Raw genomic sequence first — 16,788 nt, forward strand, 5'->3', positions numbered from 1 at the left:
CACGTGGGGCTCAACAGGGGTGAGAGTTCCCCACAAGCGCGGGATGTCGCGCGAGTGGGGAACGTGCGCCGTCGATGAGCCGCGACCTCAGTCGCGGGGCTTCGGCATCCAGACCTCGGCCTCGGAGTCGTCGGGGTAGTAGTGGCCGCCGGGGATCGTCTGCAGCTCGATGAGCATGCCCCACGGAGCCTTGACGTAGACGCTGCCGTTGCCTTCGGAATCCTCGTAGCGGCTGTTGCCGTGCACCTCGCTCAGCGCCTCGCCGCCCGCGTCGACGAGACGGCGCAGCGACCCTTCGATGTCGTCGCAGTAGAAGCTGATGTGGTTGAGGCCGAAGTCAGCCAGGCCGGCCGCCGGACGCTGCTCGCCGCTGATCTCGAACACCTCGAGCCCCGGCCCCTCGCCGATGACGAACATGCGCTGACGGTGGATGGCCGCGCCGCGCGGCAGCCCGAGCTGACGCTCCACCTCGGCGCCGCTGCGTGCCCCGTCGTCGGCGCTCAACCCGTCGTAGGCCACCTTCGCGCCGAGACCGTCGACGAAGAAGCGCGTGGCCGCCTCGAGGTCGGGCACGGTGACGCCGATGTGCTGGATACCGCGGGGCAGAGGGGAATTCGTCGTCATGGGTTCGACGCTAGCGACGGCGCCGCCGCTCGACAAAGGGCCTGACGTCCCGTTCCAGCCGGCTGCGTTTCCTGCGGTTGGTGACGGTGCAACGTCACCAACCGCACCGAACGTCACCGTCTACGAAGCGAGCCCGGCAGCGACTGGGCTGCGGCCGCGAGCTCCAGGCGCTACCGGTCGGTTTTTCACTCGCGTGAGAAACTGTGCACGGAGCACACCCCCAGGGAGAGGAGTCACCGTGTCGAGTGACGCACGCGTCCGAACTGTCCGCCTCGACTGGAGCCTGGAGTCGGTGCCCAAGATTCGCCACGCGATCGTCGACGACCTCTCCGACGGCACCATCGAGGACGACATCATCAGCGAGTGCGAGATGGTCGTCAGCGAACTCGTCACGAACGCGATCCGCCACGCCAAGCCCCTCGCCGACGGCAGCATCCGCGTGCACTGGAAGGTGCGCGCGCCCCGCGTCGAGGTCGAGGTCACCGACGGCGGCAGCGACGACGTTCCCGTCCCCAAACCCAAGGCCGAGTGGGTCAACGCGGGCCGCGGGCTGCGCATCGTCCGCTCCCTCGCGCACGAGTGGGGCGTCACCGACGAGCGCAACGGCCGCACCGTGTGGGCCAGCCTCGGCGGCCCGAGCCGCCGCCGCGCCTGACGCCCGCCTCCGCCGCTAGGCCGACTTCCTGGCCAGGGCACTTGTCTCGATCTGGCCGCGACATATCGCCCCCGGATCCACACAACGTCCCCGGACACCACGGTCGACGCCCACCCATCAGCCGCTGATACCTCGCGCGACGGGGGGGCAAGCACCCCGGCGTCGTCACGCCTAGAATCGTGCCCATGGGTAAGGCTTCACGCCGTAAGGGCAAGGAAAACCGGGTCGCGAAAGACCCCTCGCAGCAGCCGGCCCCGTTCGTCGCGCGCCCCTTCGAGGGCCTCGCGAACGAGACCGACTGGGTCGCCATGCGCGAGATCGTGCCGTCCGCCACCGCGAAGGTCACCTTCGAGGTCGACGGCGCCGAGCACGAGGCGATCGTCGCCACCATCCTGCCGATGGCGTGGCCCGGCCTGCGTCGCGAGAGTGGCGAGATGATGGTCGCGCTGCAGACCGGCGGCGGCTCCGGCGACGCCAGCCGTGACGTCGCCGCGCAACTCATCGCCGTCACGCAGCTCGAGCCGGGTCAGCCGCTCGCCGCGATGCCGCCCGTCAGCGCCGCCACCCCGCGTCTGCAGGACATCCTCACGAGCACCTCGCTCGAGCCCACGGTGCACGACACGTTCGACTTCTGGATCCCCGAGGACCACGAGGTCGGCGAAGAGGCCTCCATCTCGATGGAGGACGCCAACGACTCCATCGCTCCCACCTTCAAGCTGCCCGGCGTCGACTCGGCGTACTGGGTGCTCATCGGCGACCGCGCTTTCGTGCGCTGGGTGCTCCCGCAGGAGGAGAACAAGGCCACCGACGCTCTCGCGCGCCTCTCCGCGTCGGGCAAGGGCCGCATGCCGAGCAACGACGACGACGGCCGTCTCCTCGGCGCCTTCCGTGCCTGCGGGGTGCTGACGCCGGTGTGGGAGGTCGTCACCACGCGTCTGCCCGAGGAACAGCGCAAGCCGATGCTCGAACTCGCCGCCGCCTACGAGGAGGCCTACGCCTCGCTCGATTCGACGCCGCTCGACGCCGAGGAGCGCCGCGCACGCAACGGCATCGTCTCGCGCCAGATCACGCTTCGCTGAGCGTCGCCACCTGCGCCCCTCGTCCGGTTCGGACGAGGGGCGCAGTGCGTTCGGGGGAACGCGGCGGCGAGGTGACGCGGTGCCAGGTGCGTGCTCGCCGTCAGGGCGCGTTGAGTCCTCAACCCCGCCTCGGCGCGGCACCCTTGAGCGCTCGCGTCACTTCTTCGACGGCAGCCGACCGGCCGCAGGCACGCGGGGCGCCTCGTAGGTGGCCGACGACGTGAGGCGGGCGGCCGTCAGCACGAGCAGGGGGATGACGACGAGTGCGCCGGCGGGCGGGATCGACGTGCCCGAGTCGTTCGCGATGAACCCGAAACCGAGCATGATAATGATGGCGATGAGTCCGTGGCGCAGCATCGGCACACGCACGAAGAGCGGCTGGAGGAAGCGTCCCGGGCCCGTCGGGAAGGCCGTCACGACGACGGCGACGAGCAGCCCGAGGGGCACGAGCCAGTGGAACCAGTGCTGGTTGAGCATGTTCCAGTTCGTGTAGAGGATGCGCTTGACGGGGTTGATCTGCCCGTCGCCGATGAGCCCGGCGAACACGTCGCCGAGGTGGGTTCGCTCCGACTCGCCGCGCAGGTAGTCGAGCCACGCGACGCCGAGGACGAAGACAACACCAGCGAAAGCGGCCGCGATGAGGCGCGTGAACGTGATGCGCCATCCGCGCGCACGCATGGCGAGGTACACGAGCGCAGGCACGAACGCCGCCGAGCCGCCGCCCTCGTTGCCCCACTGCGGCACCCCGTTGACGAGGATCGCGGGCACGCCGATGGCGAGCACCGTGAGCAGCGCCAAACGGGGCCGCTTCATCGCGCGGTAGCGCCCGGCGAGCATCGCGGCCACGAACAGCGCGGACGTCATGAACAGCGCGTACCCGACGTTGCCCATACCGAAGTGACGCCCGCCGTACACCGGCTGCAGGCCGAGCATCGACACGAGTTGCAGGCGCGAACCCTGCACGACGTCCATGGCGAGCGTGACGGCGGTGAACCCCGCGAGGAAAACGGCCGGCCCGGGCGTCCACCTGCGCCACGGCCCGAGGAAGGCGACGATCGCCGTCGGCACGAGCACGACGAGCACGCTCAACCCGTAGCGCACGAGGGCGTGCTCGTGCAGGTACCAGGCGTAGAGGTTCGCGAGGAACGTGGCGACCGGCACGCTGGCGAGGAGCGCGGCCGTCACGCTCCACCACCATCGGTTGAGTCGCCGGGCTCGAGTCACCTGTGGGCTCTCGGCCTCGGCGTCCTTTCGTGACGGCGGCGTCAGGTGGCCGCCGGAAAGCCGTCGCGCCCGCACGAACAGCCCGACTCCCACGAGCGCGAGTGCCAGGGCGATGGAGAACACCCAGGTGAAGAACGGCGCAATGAGGTTGTGCTCGGTGCGCAACAGGGTCTGCATGTTGTGGACCGAGCGGATCGTCGCGGGTGTCGACGTGCGTTCGACCGAGAGGGGCCTGCCCTCACCGAGCGTCGGCGGGTTCGGCACACGTTCGAGGATGAACGCGGAGATGTCGGTCGTCGTCACGAGGCCGGGCTGGCGCGTCGAGCGCGAACGCAGCATGCCGCCGCCGATGTTCGGCCCGTCGAGAATGATGGCGCGCGGCGACTCGGGTCGCTCGTCGTCGGTGAGACCGGTGACGAGGAACGTGGTGTCGATGGGCGCGTTGTCGATGACGTAGCGCAGCTCTGCGTCGTTGCGACTCTCGAGGGACACGAAGGTCACCGGGCAGGCGCTGAGGGCGTCCTTGGTGAGCGTCGGTGAGTAGTGGCTGACGAAGCCGTCGCGGTTCGCGGCGGCGAGCGTGGCGCGCTCGCCGACGGCGGCGACGCACTGTTGGTCGTCCTCGAGGGTGCTCGCGACGAGGCCCATGCGGGAGGGGATGTTGCGACGGAAGGCGACCTTCGACCACGTGTCCCACTGGTGGAAGGTGTAGGTCTGGGTCGTCGGGTTGTGGACGCCGGTGACGGGCTCGGGGCAGAACGAGTTGGTGCCGGAACTGGACGCCATCGGGGGCCCGTACCCCATGGGCGTGCGGGCGCCGGCGCCCAACGTCACCCACGCCGCGTCGCTGCAGGTGTGGGCGCTGATGGCGCGCACGAGTTGGTTGCCGATGGCGCCGTGACCGGCCATCTGCGCCAGTGTCGGAGTGGTCTCCTCGTTGATGTCGCTCCACGTGAGGCCCGGCATGCCGATGACGACGAGGTTGCCGGGCTGAACACGGTGCGTGGGAGGCCGGTCGCCCTTGATCGTGCTGACGCCGAACGCCGCTGCCGCGAACGCCAGCGCGGCCGCGAGGACGCTGACGAGCCACCGGCGGAACATCGCTCAAGCATAGGTGTCGGCCCTGAGACGGAGGTGAGTCCCCGGCGGCCCGGCTCGCGGCTCGCGTATCGTTGGCCAGCGTGGATATCGCCCTCATGCTGACCGTCTTCACGACGCTGTTCCTCGTCGAACTGCCCGACAAGACGTTCATCGCGACGCTCGTTCTCGCGACGAAGTACCGCCCGTTGTACGTGTGGATCGGGGTGGCGTCGGCGTTCCTCGTCCAGACGTTCGTCGCCGTCGCGTTCGGTGCGGTGCTGAGCAAGCTGCCGGAGACGCCGGTTCACGTCGTCGTCGCGCTGCTTTTCCTCGTGGCCGGCATCCTGCTCATCAAGGGCGCCAAGGACGCTGCCGCCGAGGGCGACGAGGCCGAGGAGGAGTTCGCCGGCAAGGCGAAGCCCGCCGAGGGCCTCAAGGCGATCAGCGCGAGCTTCCTCATCCTCTTCCTCGCCGAGTGGGGCGACCTGTCGCAGCTCGCGACGGCCGGGTTCGTCGCCCGGGGCGGCAACCCCTGGGCCGTCGGCATCGCCGCGTTCACGGCGCTCGCGCTCGTCTCGGGCCTCGGTGCCGCCGTCGGCCGCGCGCTGCTCAACCGCATCAGCCTGTCCACGATCCGCGCTGCGGGCGGTGTCGTCTGCCTCATCTTCGCTGCGCTCATGATGGCCGGGCTCGCGGGCGTCGAGTTCCCGAGCTGGGTACCGGCCTGACGCGGGCTGCCCGAGTTTCCCTAGGCTGAACCAATGCTGATCGCCGCTCTCGCCGTCGCCGCCGTGGCGTGCCTCGTCGCGGTGGTCTCGCTGTGGCGCGTCGTCACGTTGGAACGGCGCTTCCGGGTGCTCTGGGGTGACGGCGACGGCCCGAAGGAGGTTGCGCGAGAACTCGCTTCCGCGCGAAGCGAACTTCGCAGCGCAACCGTCGACGCAGGCGACAGCCTCAAGCGTGTGGCGCTCGTGCGTTACGACGCGTTCGGCGACATCGCGGGGCGCCTGTCGTTCTCCGCGGCCCTGCTCGACGACGACGGTGACGGGCTCGTCATCTCGTCGATCCACGCGCGCAGCGAGTCGCGCACCTACGCCAAGAGCATCGAGAACGGGCGGAGCTCGATCGAGCTCACGCCCGAGGAGAAGCAGGCCGTCGCGGCAGCGCGGGCCGGGAAAGAGACACCGTGAGCGCACGCGAGACCTTCGGCTACTTCGGCCCCGAGGGCACGTTCACCCAGGCGGCGCTGCGTCAGTGGCACCACCAGCACAACGATGCTGAGGCCGCCGAGGCGCTGCTGGCCGAATCGGTGCCCTACGCCACCGTCCCGGCGGCGCTCGACGCGGTGCGCGAGGGTGAGGTCGACGCCGTCATGGTGCCGATCGAGAACAGCGTCGAGGGAGGAGTGAGTTCGACGCTCGACGCCCTCAACTCGGAGCACTCCGAGGGAACGCTGCGGCTCGTCGGCGAGGTGCTCGTGCCGATCACGTTCGTCCTGGCGGTGCGCCCCGGCACGCGTGAGGACGCGATCACCGGCGTCGGCTCGCACTCGCACGCCTGGCCGCAGGTGCGCGGGTGGATGGCGAAGAACCTGCCGGGAGCCACGTACGTGCCCACGCTGTCGACGGCGGCCGCGGCGCAAGGTCTCGCGCGCGGTGAGGTCGGCCAGTACCAGGCGGCCGTCTGCGCGCCGATGGCCGCGCAGGTCTTCGGTCTGGAGACGCTCGCCACCGACATCGGTGACAACGTGGGGGCCGTGACGCGCTTCGTCCTCGTCAAGCGTGCCCGTGGGCGGGACGGGGGAAGCTCGACGCCGGAGCCGACCGGCCACGACAAGACGACGCTCGTGCTCTACCAGCACGACGACCGCCCCGGTGGTCTGCTCGAACTGCTCGAACAACTCGCCACGCGCGGCATCAGCATGACGCGCCTCGAGTCGCGCCCGACCGGTGCGGCGATGGGCAGCTACTGCTTCTCCATCGACGTCGACGGGCACGTCGCGGACGAGCGCGTCGGCGAGGCGCTCATGGGCCTGCAGCGCGTTGCCGCGCAGGTCCGCTTCCTCGGTTCCTACGCGCGCGCCGACCGCCGTCCGGTCGACGTCCGCCCGGACGCGAGCGACGAGGCCTACGTCGCTGCCCAGGAGTGGCTCGACTCCCTGCGCTGACGCACAGATGTGACGAAAGGGGCTGCCGCAGGGTCGAACTGCGGCAGCCCCTTCTCGTCGGATCGGTCGGCTCAGCCAGCGTCCTCGGTCTCGACGACGTCGTCGTTGGCGTTGCCCTCGAGGTCGGAGCCCGTCTGCTCGTCGACGGCCTCGTCGGCGTCGGGCGTCGGCGTGTCGGCCACGTCGGAAGCGTTCTTGTCGTTACCCATGTCGCTCATGGCGTCCTCCTCGTGCGTCGTACAGGTCGATTCCTGTTCTACGCCCTCGCCGTCCACGCGTCCAGCATCTCCACCCCGCGGGGGTCAGCGGCGCGTGCGGTAGCGCGGATCGACGAAGGGCGCGTCGTGGTCGGCGAGCCAGCGCAGCACCTGCGGCGCCACCTGCGGGTCGCTGCGCACGAGACGGTCGTGGACGTCACGCAGGTCCCCGTCGATACCGAGCCCGGCGATGATCTGCAGCACGGCGAGGGTGCAGCGGAAGACCTGCAGCCAGCGCTCGTCGGGTTCCGGGGAGAAGGTCACGGGCAGGGAGAAGACGCGCACGTTCCCGGTGAGTTCCTCCGCGCGCGCCACCATGGTGTCCCGCTGACGGCGCAGTTCGTCGAACTCCGAGGACACCTCGTCGACGGGGCGTCCCCCGCCGAGACGCCCGGGCGGGAACTGCGCGGTGTGCAGGAGGCAGGCGTCGTCCTCGACGAGGCAGATCTGCACGAGCTGATTCGTGACGCGTCCCTGTGCGTCGCGGAACGGTGCGTACGGATTGTCGCCGGAAAGGATCGAGCCGTGGTGCGACCAGACGCGCCGCGTCGGCGTCGCCGCGGACAGGAAGTTGTCGTGGATGTCGTTGCGCAGGTGGTCGCTGCGGTACGGGTCCTTGACGAGTTCGCGCGCCAACTCACGCGTCGTCGTGAAGCCGTAGCCGAGCACCATCGCCACGAGGGCGCCGACGTCGTCGGTCCACGGCGTCGTCGTGACGGAGGTGACGACGACGGCCGGAACGCCGTCGTGGGCGCGGTGCACGATGCCGGGGCGGGGGCGACCGACGTACTGGACGGCCCACGGTGACAAGGTTGTCGGCGTCGGGGCGTCGGCCGGCACGGCGAAACGTGGCGTGCGGCGGCTGACGACGGCGAACGAGTCCTGGAGCGCGTCGGCGAGCCCGGGGTGGTCGATCGGCTTGGGCGCGGGACGGTCGGGCTGCGGTTCACGCAGATCGATGCGGTCCGACACGTGCATCGGGTAGCCGCGCGGGCCCTCGAAGATCGGGAGGACGGCGGCACCGAGGCCGCTCTCCATCGCCCTGCGCACGATGTTGACGACACCTTCGTCGGCCGTGGCGCTCGCGAGGGTGCTCTGGGCGTCGGTGATCTTCGCGCGGATGGTCTGCAGCCGGTAGGCCGCCTCGATGAGTTCCGAGTGCTCCGGTGCGGCCTCGAGGATTCCCATGGCGCGCGGCAGGTACGTCGGGTCGTACGGTGCGTTCCCGGCGGGGTCGTTGCTCATGCCGAGAATGCGGCCGATCACCTTGAGTGACTGCAGCGGCGGCGACGTGGAGTGCCGCCAGCGCTTGATGATCTGTTCGGTGATGGGCGCGGAGAGGCCGGCGTCATCGGCGTCGGCGTTGATCGCGTCTGCGAGGGCCTTGTTCGTGTACCTGCGCAGTTCCATCCAATGCTTGAGTTCGGAGCGGAAGATGTCCCAACTCGCGTCGTGTGCAGCCATCCGTCGAAGGTGCTCCTGGTGGTAGAGGAGAAGGATCCGGGGGCGGGGTGGCGCAGCATGGAGGCGCCGTCGTCTCGCGCTTCGACCTCGAGAAGCAGGTCGAATGTTCAATCTACGGCACAGCGTTGCCAGATTTCCGGTGAAACTTCAGCCGAGATGGTGCGACGACGAGAAGGTCTCGCTGACGAGCGGCGAGCCGTGGTCGGCCAGCCATCGCAGGATCGTCGGCGCGATGTCCGGTTCGTCGCGCGCGAGTCGTTCGTGGATGGGGTACAGGTCGACGTTCACGCCCAGCTCGTGGAGGCGGTGCGTCACGAGCAGCACGGTCTGGAAGACCTGCTCCCAGCGGTCCGAGGCGTCGGTCAGCAGTTCGACCGGCACGGTGACGACGCGGTGGCGCACCTGCTGCATGGTCGGGGAGTCGAGGCGGCTGGCGGCTTCGTCGCGGTCGCGCTTGGCGAGCACGGCTGCCTCCTCCTCGGTGGTGCCGAGCTGCTCGGCGAGCCAGTCGCTCTCGTGGTCGAGGACGGCGTCGGTCTCGACGAGGCGGACGTGGACGAGCGAGGAGGCGACGGCGCCGCTGGCGTCGGTCCAGGGCGCGCCCGGGTTGTCGCTGGGCAGGCCGGCGGCGTGGTGTGACCACACGTGACGCGCGGGCGCCTGGGTGAGGAACTGCTCGTGGACGTCGTTGCGCAGTGCCTCGGTGGCGAACGGGTTGCGCGTCAGTTCGCGAGCGATCTCGCGGGTGCTGACGAAGCCGTAGCCGAGCACCCAGGCGAGCATCGAGGCGACGTCGTCGACCCATGCGCGGGCCGTCTGCGCCGACACGGCGATCGACGGCACGGCGAGGTGCAGCATGTGCCCGCTGCGTGTCGAGGGGCGCCCGATGTGCGGGATGGCCCAGTGCTCCTGCGTCGCGAGGTCGTCGGGTTGGGTGCTGAATCGTGGGCCGAGCTCGCCGGGCACGGCGAAGTTCTCGACGAAGAGCGAACGCATCGCGGGGACGTCGTCGATGCTGCCGAGGCCCGGGCGCGCGGGGCGGAAGTCGATGCGGTCGGAGACGTGCATGGGGTAGCCGGTGGGGCCGGCCCACACGGGGTAGACGGCTGCGGCGTAGCCGTGCGACATCGCCGTCTGGACGAGGCGGCCGGCGCCGCTTCGTGCCGAGTGTTCGCCGAGGGAGGCACGCACGTCGAGCAGGCGCAGACGCAGCTCCTGCAGGCGGAAGCTGGAGTCGACGAGTTCGCCCGTCGTCGCGGGCTCGTCGAGCAGGCCCATGCGGCGCAGGATGAAGGTCGGGTCGTGCGGAGCGGCACCCGTCGGGTCGTCGCTCATCTCGAGGATGGCGGCGATGTGGCGAACCGCGGCCAGGGGCGGCGCGGTGGAGTGGCGCCAACGCTTGACCACGTGCTCGTCGAGGTTGACGTCGCTCGACGCCCCGAGGGCGTCGTTCAGCTTCATTGCGAGCGCGCGGCTCGTGAAGTGACGCAGTTCCATCCAGTGACGCAGTTCGCTACGGAACGCGTCCCATCCGGCGTCGTGGCTCGCCATCGGTGTCGACTCCTTCGTGCCGCCCTCCCGGGCGACGTCCTGCGTAGACGCGAGAGTTCTCTCGTGTCGACACTTCGCAACCTGGCGGTTGCAACGTGTTTCAAAAGCGGTGGCTGCGTGGCGATTTTGCAACCTTCGCTCCCGTGTGCACCCCTGCAGGCGAGATCGTAGCCGAACGCTTGTCTCAGATGCACCGAACCGGGCGATATTCGACGCTGTTTTTCGCCCTTCGGTTTGAATTTCGGTCGACAGGTTCGGCGGGGGCGAACGCCCGCCGTTCATGTGAGGTGCGGCACACTGGGGGCACCGCCCGTCAGCTCGAAAGGATCAGGCATGAGCCCCACCGCGCCGCTGCCCTACCGATCGCCGTGGATGAACGAGGAACTCGACGATCTGCGCACCCTCGCCCGACGTTTCTGCGAGGACGAACTCGCCGCGCACATCGACCGTTTCCACGAGCAGCACGCCGTGGACCGCGAGGTGTGGACGAAGGCCGGTGAGCTCGGGCTGCTGGGCCTGTCGATCCCCGAGGAGTACGGCGGCGGGGGCGGTACGTTCGCCCACGAGGCCGTCGTCGCGCTGGAGCAGGCACGCGCCGGTGACGACTCGTGGGGCTTTGTCGTGCACTCGATCATCGTGATGCACTACGTGCTCGCCTACGGCACGGAGGAACAGAAGAAGCGGTGGCTGCCGAAGATGTGCACCGGCGAGATGGTCGGCGCCGTCGCGATGACGGAGCCCGGCGCCGGTTCGGACCTCAAGCGCGTGCGCACCCGCGCGGTGCGTGACGGCGACGACTTCGTCGTCAACGGGTCGAAGACGTTCATCACGAACGCCGGCCACGCGGACCTCATCGTCGTCGTGGCCCGCACCGGCGAGCGTGACCCGAAGGCCGGGCACAAGGGCATTTCGCTGCTTGTCGTCGAGACCGATGGCCTTGAGGGATTCGAGCGTGGGCGTGTTCTGCAGAAGATCGGTCAGCACGGCCAGGACACCCGCGAGCTGCACTTCACCGACATGCGCGTTCCGGTCGAGAACGTTCTCGGCGAGGAGGGCCGCGGTTTCTACCACCTCATGGAGCAATTGCCGCAGGAGCGCCTCGGCCTGGCGTGCACGGCCGTCGGTTCGGCGGAGCTCGCCATCGAGCTGGGCGTGGAACACGCGAAGTCGCGCGAGATGTTCGACGGCGTGCTCATGGACCTGCAGAACACGCGCTTCGTGCTCGCCGAGTGCTCGACGGACGTATTCGCAGCGCGCACCCTGCTCGACCACTGCATCGGGCTGCACGTCAACGGCGACCTCGACTCCGCGACGGCCTCGCGGGCGAAGTTCTGGACCACAGACGTGCAGTGCAACGTCATCGACCGGGTGCTGCAGCTCTTCGGCGGGTACGGCTTCATGTCCGAGTACCCCATCGCCAAGATGTACGCCGGGGCGCGCATCCAGAAGATCTACGGCGGCGCCAACGAGGTGATGAAGGAACTCGTCGCGCGCTCGCTGTAGCCGGTTGCGGACGTCAGTGGTGGTCGCGCAGGTGCAGGGCGTAGCGGACGGAGCGGCCGGTGTCACGGGCCTGCTCGAACCCGCGCGATTCGTAGAGACGGTGGGCGTAGCCGTTGTCGGCCTCGGTCTCGACGATGACGGCGTGGGCTCCGTTGTCGCGGGCCGACGTCACGAGAGCGTCGACGAGGCCACCGCCGACGCGACGACCGCGGGCGGCGCCGTCGACGAAGAGGTCGGTGAGGATCCACTCGTGGGCGAGGCGGATCGAGTCGAACGCGCGGTAGGCCTGAGCGAAGCCGACGACGCGGTAGCCGTCGCGGGCGACGAGGACGAGCGACTGGCCACCGGCCACGCGCTCCTCGAGGAAGGTGCGGGCGTCGTGCGTCGGGGCCTTGCCGTAGAAGCTGCGGTACTGCTCGAAAAGGCTTGCGACGTCGTCGATGTCGGCCTCGGTGGCGTACGAGATCTCGATGGTCATGGTTCCATCTTGCGCCATGCGGCCAGGGGGTTGTCAGGGGTGTGTGACATGGTGAGGGCATGACTTTCGACAAGGCCCGCATCATCGTTCTCGCGTCGCGCCCGGAGGGTGCTCCGACGGCCGACAACTTCCGTCTCGAGGAGCGCGAACTGCCCGCGCTCGGTGACGGTGAGCTGCTCGTGCGCAACGTCGTGATGAGCGTCGACCCGTACATGCGTGGGCGCATGAACGACGTGAAGTCGTACGTTCCGCCGTTCCAGATCGACGAGCCGCTCGACGGTGGCGCGGTCGGTGAGGTCGTCGAGTCGAAGGCCGACGGGTTCGCCGCGGGCGACCTCGTGCTGCACGGTCTCGGCTGGCGCGACCTCGCGGTCGTCCCGGCGAAGGGCGCGCGCAAGGTGGAGCAGGAGATCAACGGCGTCGAGATCTCGCCGTCCACGTACCTCGGCGTTTTGGGCATGCCGGGCATCACCGCGTACGGCGGCCTGCTGCGCACGGCCGAGTTCAAGCCGGGTGACGCCGTCTTCGTCTCGGGCGCGGCGGGTGCCGTCGGTTCGCTCGTGGGGCAGATCGCGAAGCTCGAGGGCGCGTCGCGCGTCATCGGTTCGGCCGGTTCGCCGGAGAAGGTTGAGCGCGCCAAGGAGAGCGGCTTCGACGCGGCGTTCAACTACAAGGACGGCGACGTGCGTCGTCAGCTCAAGGACGCGGCGCCCGACGGTATCGACGTGTACTTCGACAACGTGGGCGGCGACCACCTCGAGGCGGCCATCTCGGCCCTCAACCTCAACGGGCGCATCGCGATGTGTGGCGCCATCGCGCAGTACAACTCGGCAGAGCCGCCAGCTGCGCCGCGCAACCTGGCCCTCATGATCGGAAAGCGCCTCACGATGCGCGGGTTCATCCAGGCCGACCACCGCGACCTCGTGCCCGAGTTCCAGGAGAAGATGGCGCGCTGGATCGGCTCCGGCGAGGTCACGTGGGACGAGACGGTTGTCGAGGGGCTCGAGAACGCGCCGCAGGCGTTCATGGATCTGCTCACCGGCGGCAACACCGGCAAGATGGTCGTCACGATCTGAGGCCCACCGTGTCGAACCTGAGCGAAGAACGCCTCGTCACATTGGAGCACCGCGGTTGGCAGGCGCTGTGTTCGCGCACGGGTGCTGACTTCTACGGCCGCCTTATGACCGATGACGGCGTCATGCTCCTGGCGGGCGGGCTCCTGCTCGATCGCGGCGGGGTGGTCGAGTCGCTCGACGGCGCGCCGCCGTGGTCGATGTACGAGCTCAGCAACGTGAAGCTGCTACCCCTCGGCGCATCGGCTGCCGCGCTGACTTACCGCGCCACGGCACGTCGCGGGGACGACGAGCCGTTCAGCGCGCTCATGACGAGCGTTTATCGGCTCGTCGACGACGAACCGCGCCTGGCGCTCTACCAGCAGACAGTTGCGCCGCTGCACTCGTGAATCGGGTTAATGCGTCGCATGGGCAGTAGCGCTGTCTCGCTACTGCTCCGATGAAGGTTCCGAGGGCCGCCACGACATCCCGAAGTCGCGTGCCAGGCGAACCGCTTCCGGTCCCAGAGGTGACGCTCGGCGGAGGAGCGTTCCGCGGCGGCCGAACGCAGTTCACGGGAGCACGCGGGTCGACCTCGTCGTTCGGGCTGGGCTCCTAGGTCTCGAATCGGGTGGTCAGTTCGTCGGCGTGCTCCAGAATCTTGTCAACTGAGCGGGGCATCTTCGTCACCTCGCAATGTCTCGTGACCGAAGACGAGACGGTTGTCGAGGGGCTCGAGAACGCGCCGCAGGCGTTCATGGATCTGCTCACCGGCGGCAACACCGGCAAGATGGTCGTCACGATCTGAGGCCCGCCAGCCATGGGTGTCGACACGAACTTGCCACCGGGGGGCCGTTTGAAGGATTCGTGCGTTTCGGGCTGATTGTCGGTGCCGGGGGTATAACGTCACTCCAAGAGCGAGATCTCCGTCACGCACTGTGGCGGCAACGTCTTCCACGGGGGCGTCGAAGATCGGTGCCTTCGGGCATCGCGCAGCGTCGTGTGGGCGACTCTGTGATGGCCGGGATTCTCGGCGCTCGCGCTGCCTGACGAGCCCGTCGCCCGTCGCCGGCCACCACCTCGGTCGCCTCGCGAGCGGGCATGCCTGAATCCTGGAGAACTGCATGATCCTCGCCAACCCCCGCAGCTTCGCTGTGGCCGTGACGCTCGCCCTCGGGGGCACGGTCGCGGGGAGCGCCGCCGTCAGCCTCGCGGCGCCCGCCGCGACCTCCACCACGGTGACCCGCTCCACGTTCCAGACCACGAATGTGCGCACGAGCCCGGCCACGAGCTCCGTCCTCGTCGGCAAGATGCCCGTTGGCACAACGGTCACCGGCACGCTTTCCAACGGCTGGGTCAAGATCAGCACCCCCAGCAAGTACGCGGGCAAGTACGTCAAGGACAGCGTTCTTGCGAAGACGACGGCCACTGCCCCGCCGGCCAAGAAGCCGAGCCTCCCCGCGCCGACCGGCACGCCGGCCTGGGTCGGGTACGCCAAGACCTACCTGTACAACAGCGCCGGAACCCAGCTGACCACGATCCCCGTGAACACCAAGGTCACCGGCAAGATTGCCGGCACCAAGCTGTTCAAGATCACCGGCGGGCCCTACAACGGCAAGTACCTGCGCAACATCGACCTGCTGTGGACCGACCCGCTCCGGTCCGGGCCCACCGCACTCGGCACGAACAAAGCGCCCGTCGGCATCACCGTCACCCGGTACGTCATCACGAACCGCGACCCCATCGCGGTGCGCTCGGCGGCGACGACGCACTCCAAGCTCGTGGCGTACATCCCGAAGGGCACCGCACTCAAGGGCAAGTACGTGAGCGACGACTGGTTCAGGATCACCTCCGGCGCTCACACGGGTCGCTACGTCTCGTCGGCCCTCATCTACGCGACCAACACCATGTCCGCGTACAACGGCGTCGCGAAGAAGAACGACATGTGCGCCCTGCCCTCTTGGACCCAGACGAACTGGGCCCCCACGCAGCCCCGGTTCCTGGCGTGCCCGGCCGCGAAGTCGTTCGTCGAGATGAACGCGGCCTTCCGCGCTCAGTACGGCTACGACATCAAGATCGGCGAGGCCTACCGCGACCTGACGACGCAGCAGAAGTACGCCGGCTTCCTCGGATACCCCCGGGCTGCCCGGCCGGGCACGTCCAACCACGGGATGGGCGTGGCCATCGACCTGGAGACCCGCAGCAGCAGCGCCATGTCCGGCACTCCGTATCGCTCCGGCTTCGGTGGCCCGTACGACACGTGGATCACCGCTCACGGCAAGGAGTACGGCTGGGACCGGCCCGCCTACCTCGACCGGAACGGCTCGAATCCCGAGTCCTGGCACTACAACTTCATCGGCTGACCTCACCCTCGGCCCGCGGGTATAGCGTCGTTTCATGAGCAAGATCCCCGTGACGAACTGGGCCGGAAACGTCGTCTACGAAGCCAGTGAGCGCCTCGCGCCCACGAGCGTCGAGCAGGTGCAGGACGCGGTGCGCGCGGCTCGAGCGTCGGGCAAGCGGCTGCGGGTCGTCGGCACCCGCCACTGCTTCAACGCCATCGCCGACACCGACGGCGTCCACGTCACCCTGCGCGACCTGCCGCGCCGCGTCGAGGTGACGAACGAGGGCAGTGCGTGGGTCGACGGCGGCATCACCTACGCCGAGGCGAACGCGGCGCTCGCCGAGCACGGGTTGGCGCTCGCGAACCTCGCGTCGCTGCCGCACATCACCATCGCGGGCGCCATTGCGACGGCGACGCACGGCTCGGGCGTCACGCAGCCGAGCCTTGCGTCCGCGGTGCGTTCCCTCACGCACGTCACGGCCGACGGCGATCTGCGCATCGTGCGTCGCGGTGACGCAGGTTTTGCGCACTACCCCGTGCACCTGGGGCTGTTCGGGCCGATCGTCGAGCTCGAACTCGACGTCGTGCCCGCGTTCGAGATCGCGACGACGGTGTACGAGGGCCTCGACTACGCGGCCGCCGTCGAGCACTTCGACACGCTCGTCGGCGAGCTGTACTCGTTCAGCCTCGCCCCGAACTGGCAGGACGGTGGTCGCGCGCTCCTGTTCGCCAAGCGTCGCGGCGGTGACGCCGCGCAGGCTGAGATCCTCGGAGCCCGCGCCGCCACGAGTGCGCGTCATCCCTCGCCGGGTGCCGACCCCGTGGCCGTCACGGAGCAACTCGGAGTGGCCGGGCCGAGCTACGAGCGCCTCACGCACTTCCGCTCCGAGTTCGAGCCGAGCGTGGGGGAGGAGGTGCAGTCGGAGTACCTCGTGCCGCGCGAGCACGCCGGTGCTGCCCTGTCAGCGCTGCCGCAGTTCGCCGACGTCTTCGCCACGTTGGCGCACTCGATGGAAATTCGCGCCGTCGCCGGTGACGACCTGTCGCTCAGCCCGATGCGCGGCGCGGACGTCGTCGCGGTGCACATCACGTGGCATCGCGACCCGGACGCCGTCATGCGCTTCCTGCCTCGGTTGGAGGCTGCGCTCGAGCCGTTCGACGCGCGCCCGCACTGGGGCAAGCTCTACGCCACGTCGCGCGAGCGGATGCTCGAACTCATCCCGGCGCTGCCGGAGGTGGATGCCGAGGCGCGCCGTCACGACCCCGACGGCATGTTCCGCAACGCGTGGAGCGAAGCCCTGTTCGGGTAG

General features: G+C 69.2%; 16 protein-coding genes and 1 pseudogene. 11 read left to right on the forward strand and 6 right to left on the reverse strand.

Annotated features, from left to right (window positions below):
• Window positions 1-87: 87 nt before the first annotated feature.
• Complete coding sequence (locus K9D12_RS12135) at window positions 88-624, reverse strand: VOC family protein (RefSeq protein ID WP_223060354.1); 537 nt, start codon at window positions 622-624, stop codon at window positions 88-90.
• Window positions 625-862: 238 nt separating this feature from the next.
• Here K9D12_RS12135 and K9D12_RS12140 point away from each other — a divergent pair, with 238 nt between their 5' ends.
• Together K9D12_RS12140 and K9D12_RS12145 are read left to right on the forward strand one after the other, a co-directional pair.
• Window positions 863-1,279 (forward strand): ATP-binding protein, encoded by a 417-nt coding sequence (locus K9D12_RS12140; protein WP_047310719.1) that lies wholly within the window; start codon window positions 863-865, stop codon window positions 1,277-1,279.
• A gap of 185 nt (window positions 1,280-1,464) precedes the next feature.
• The gene (locus K9D12_RS12145) at window positions 1,465-2,358 is read left to right on the forward strand and encodes a DUF5926 family protein (RefSeq protein WP_129666135.1); all 894 of its coding nucleotides are present in this window, start codon (window positions 1,465-1,467) and stop codon (window positions 2,356-2,358) included.
• A 156-nt stretch (window positions 2,359-2,514) separates the two neighbouring features.
• Here the strand turns inward: K9D12_RS12145 and K9D12_RS12150 are convergent, their stop codons facing one another.
• Window positions 2,515-4,683, reverse strand: a complete 2,169-nt coding sequence (locus K9D12_RS12150; RefSeq protein ID WP_223060355.1) for a hypothetical protein — start codon at window positions 4,681-4,683, stop codon at window positions 2,515-2,517.
• A gap of 80 nt (window positions 4,684-4,763) precedes the next feature.
• Here K9D12_RS12150 and K9D12_RS12155 point away from each other — a divergent pair, with 80 nt between their 5' ends.
• The 3 genes from K9D12_RS12155 to pheA are packed head-to-tail and all read left to right on the forward strand — an operon-like array spanning window position 4,764 to window position 6,829.
• Window positions 4,764-5,390, forward strand: a complete 627-nt coding sequence (locus K9D12_RS12155) for a TMEM165/GDT1 family protein (RefSeq protein WP_223060356.1) — start codon at window positions 4,764-4,766, stop codon at window positions 5,388-5,390.
• 33 nt (window positions 5,391-5,423) lie between these two features.
• Entirely contained in the window at window positions 5,424-5,852 is a 429-nt protein-coding gene (locus K9D12_RS12160) for a DUF4446 family protein (protein ID WP_187036362.1), read from the forward strand.
• Window positions 5,849-6,829, forward strand: a complete 981-nt coding sequence (pheA, locus tag K9D12_RS12165; protein ID WP_187036360.1) for a prephenate dehydratase — start codon at window positions 5,849-5,851, stop codon at window positions 6,827-6,829. Before K9D12_RS12160 ends, pheA begins: the two co-directional genes overlap by 4 nt.
• 71 nt (window positions 6,830-6,900) lie before the next feature.
• On the opposite strand, the gene K9D12_RS12170 is transcribed toward pheA, so the two are convergent.
• The 3 genes from K9D12_RS12170 to K9D12_RS12180 form a co-directional block, all read right to left on the reverse strand.
• On the reverse strand, window positions 6,901-7,047 hold the full coding sequence (locus K9D12_RS12170; protein ID WP_156170139.1) for a hypothetical protein: 147 nt from the start codon (window positions 7,045-7,047) through the stop codon (window positions 6,901-6,903).
• Between the two features lie 84 nt (window positions 7,048-7,131).
• Entirely contained in the window at window positions 7,132-8,550 is a 1,419-nt protein-coding gene (locus tag K9D12_RS12175) for a hypothetical protein (protein WP_223060357.1), read from the reverse strand.
• A 147-nt stretch (window positions 8,551-8,697) separates the two neighbouring features.
• Complete coding sequence (locus K9D12_RS12180; RefSeq protein WP_223060358.1) at window positions 8,698-10,101, reverse strand: hypothetical protein; 1,404 nt, start codon at window positions 10,099-10,101, stop codon at window positions 8,698-8,700.
• Window positions 10,102-10,434: 333 nt separating this feature from the next.
• Here K9D12_RS12180 and K9D12_RS12185 point away from each other — a divergent pair, with 333 nt between their 5' ends.
• Complete coding sequence (locus tag K9D12_RS12185) at window positions 10,435-11,604, forward strand: acyl-CoA dehydrogenase family protein (RefSeq protein WP_223060359.1); 1,170 nt, start codon at window positions 10,435-10,437, stop codon at window positions 11,602-11,604.
• Window positions 11,605-11,617: 13 nt separating this feature from the next.
• Here the strand turns inward: K9D12_RS12185 and K9D12_RS12190 are convergent, their stop codons facing one another.
• Window positions 11,618-12,082 carry a GNAT family N-acetyltransferase gene (locus K9D12_RS12190; protein ID WP_047310709.1) on the reverse strand — a complete coding sequence of 155 codons (465 nt, stop codon included), beginning with the start codon at window positions 12,080-12,082 and terminating at the stop codon, window positions 11,618-11,620.
• A 59-nt stretch (window positions 12,083-12,141) separates the two neighbouring features.
• Between K9D12_RS12190 and K9D12_RS12195 the strand changes: the two genes are divergently transcribed.
• From K9D12_RS12195 to K9D12_RS12210, 5 genes and pseudogenes are all read left to right on the forward strand, one after another.
• Complete coding sequence (locus K9D12_RS12195; RefSeq protein WP_223060360.1) at window positions 12,142-13,158, forward strand: NADP-dependent oxidoreductase; 1,017 nt, start codon at window positions 12,142-12,144, stop codon at window positions 13,156-13,158.
• Between the two features lie 8 nt (window positions 13,159-13,166).
• Window positions 13,167-13,544: a nuclear transport factor 2 family protein gene (locus K9D12_RS12200; protein ID WP_223060361.1), complete on the forward strand. Its 378-nt coding sequence runs from the start codon at window positions 13,167-13,169 to the stop codon at window positions 13,542-13,544.
• Window positions 13,545-13,837: 293 nt separating this feature from the next.
• A pseudogene (locus K9D12_RS15345) lies at window positions 13,838-13,942 on the forward strand (NADP-dependent oxidoreductase); the annotation flags it as partial.
• A 316-nt stretch (window positions 13,943-14,258) separates the two neighbouring features.
• Complete coding sequence (locus K9D12_RS12205) at window positions 14,259-15,497, forward strand: D-alanyl-D-alanine carboxypeptidase family protein (RefSeq protein WP_223060362.1); 1,239 nt, start codon at window positions 14,259-14,261, stop codon at window positions 15,495-15,497.
• A 34-nt stretch (window positions 15,498-15,531) separates the two neighbouring features.
• Window positions 15,532-16,788, forward strand: coding sequence for an FAD-binding protein (locus K9D12_RS12210; protein WP_223060363.1), 1,257 nt, complete (start codon window positions 15,532-15,534; stop codon window positions 16,786-16,788).

It is taken from the genome of Dermacoccus sp. Tok2021, from assembly GCF_019895135.1.
Taxonomy (GTDB): Bacteria; Actinomycetota; Actinomycetes; order Actinomycetales; family Dermatophilaceae; genus Dermacoccus; species Dermacoccus abyssi.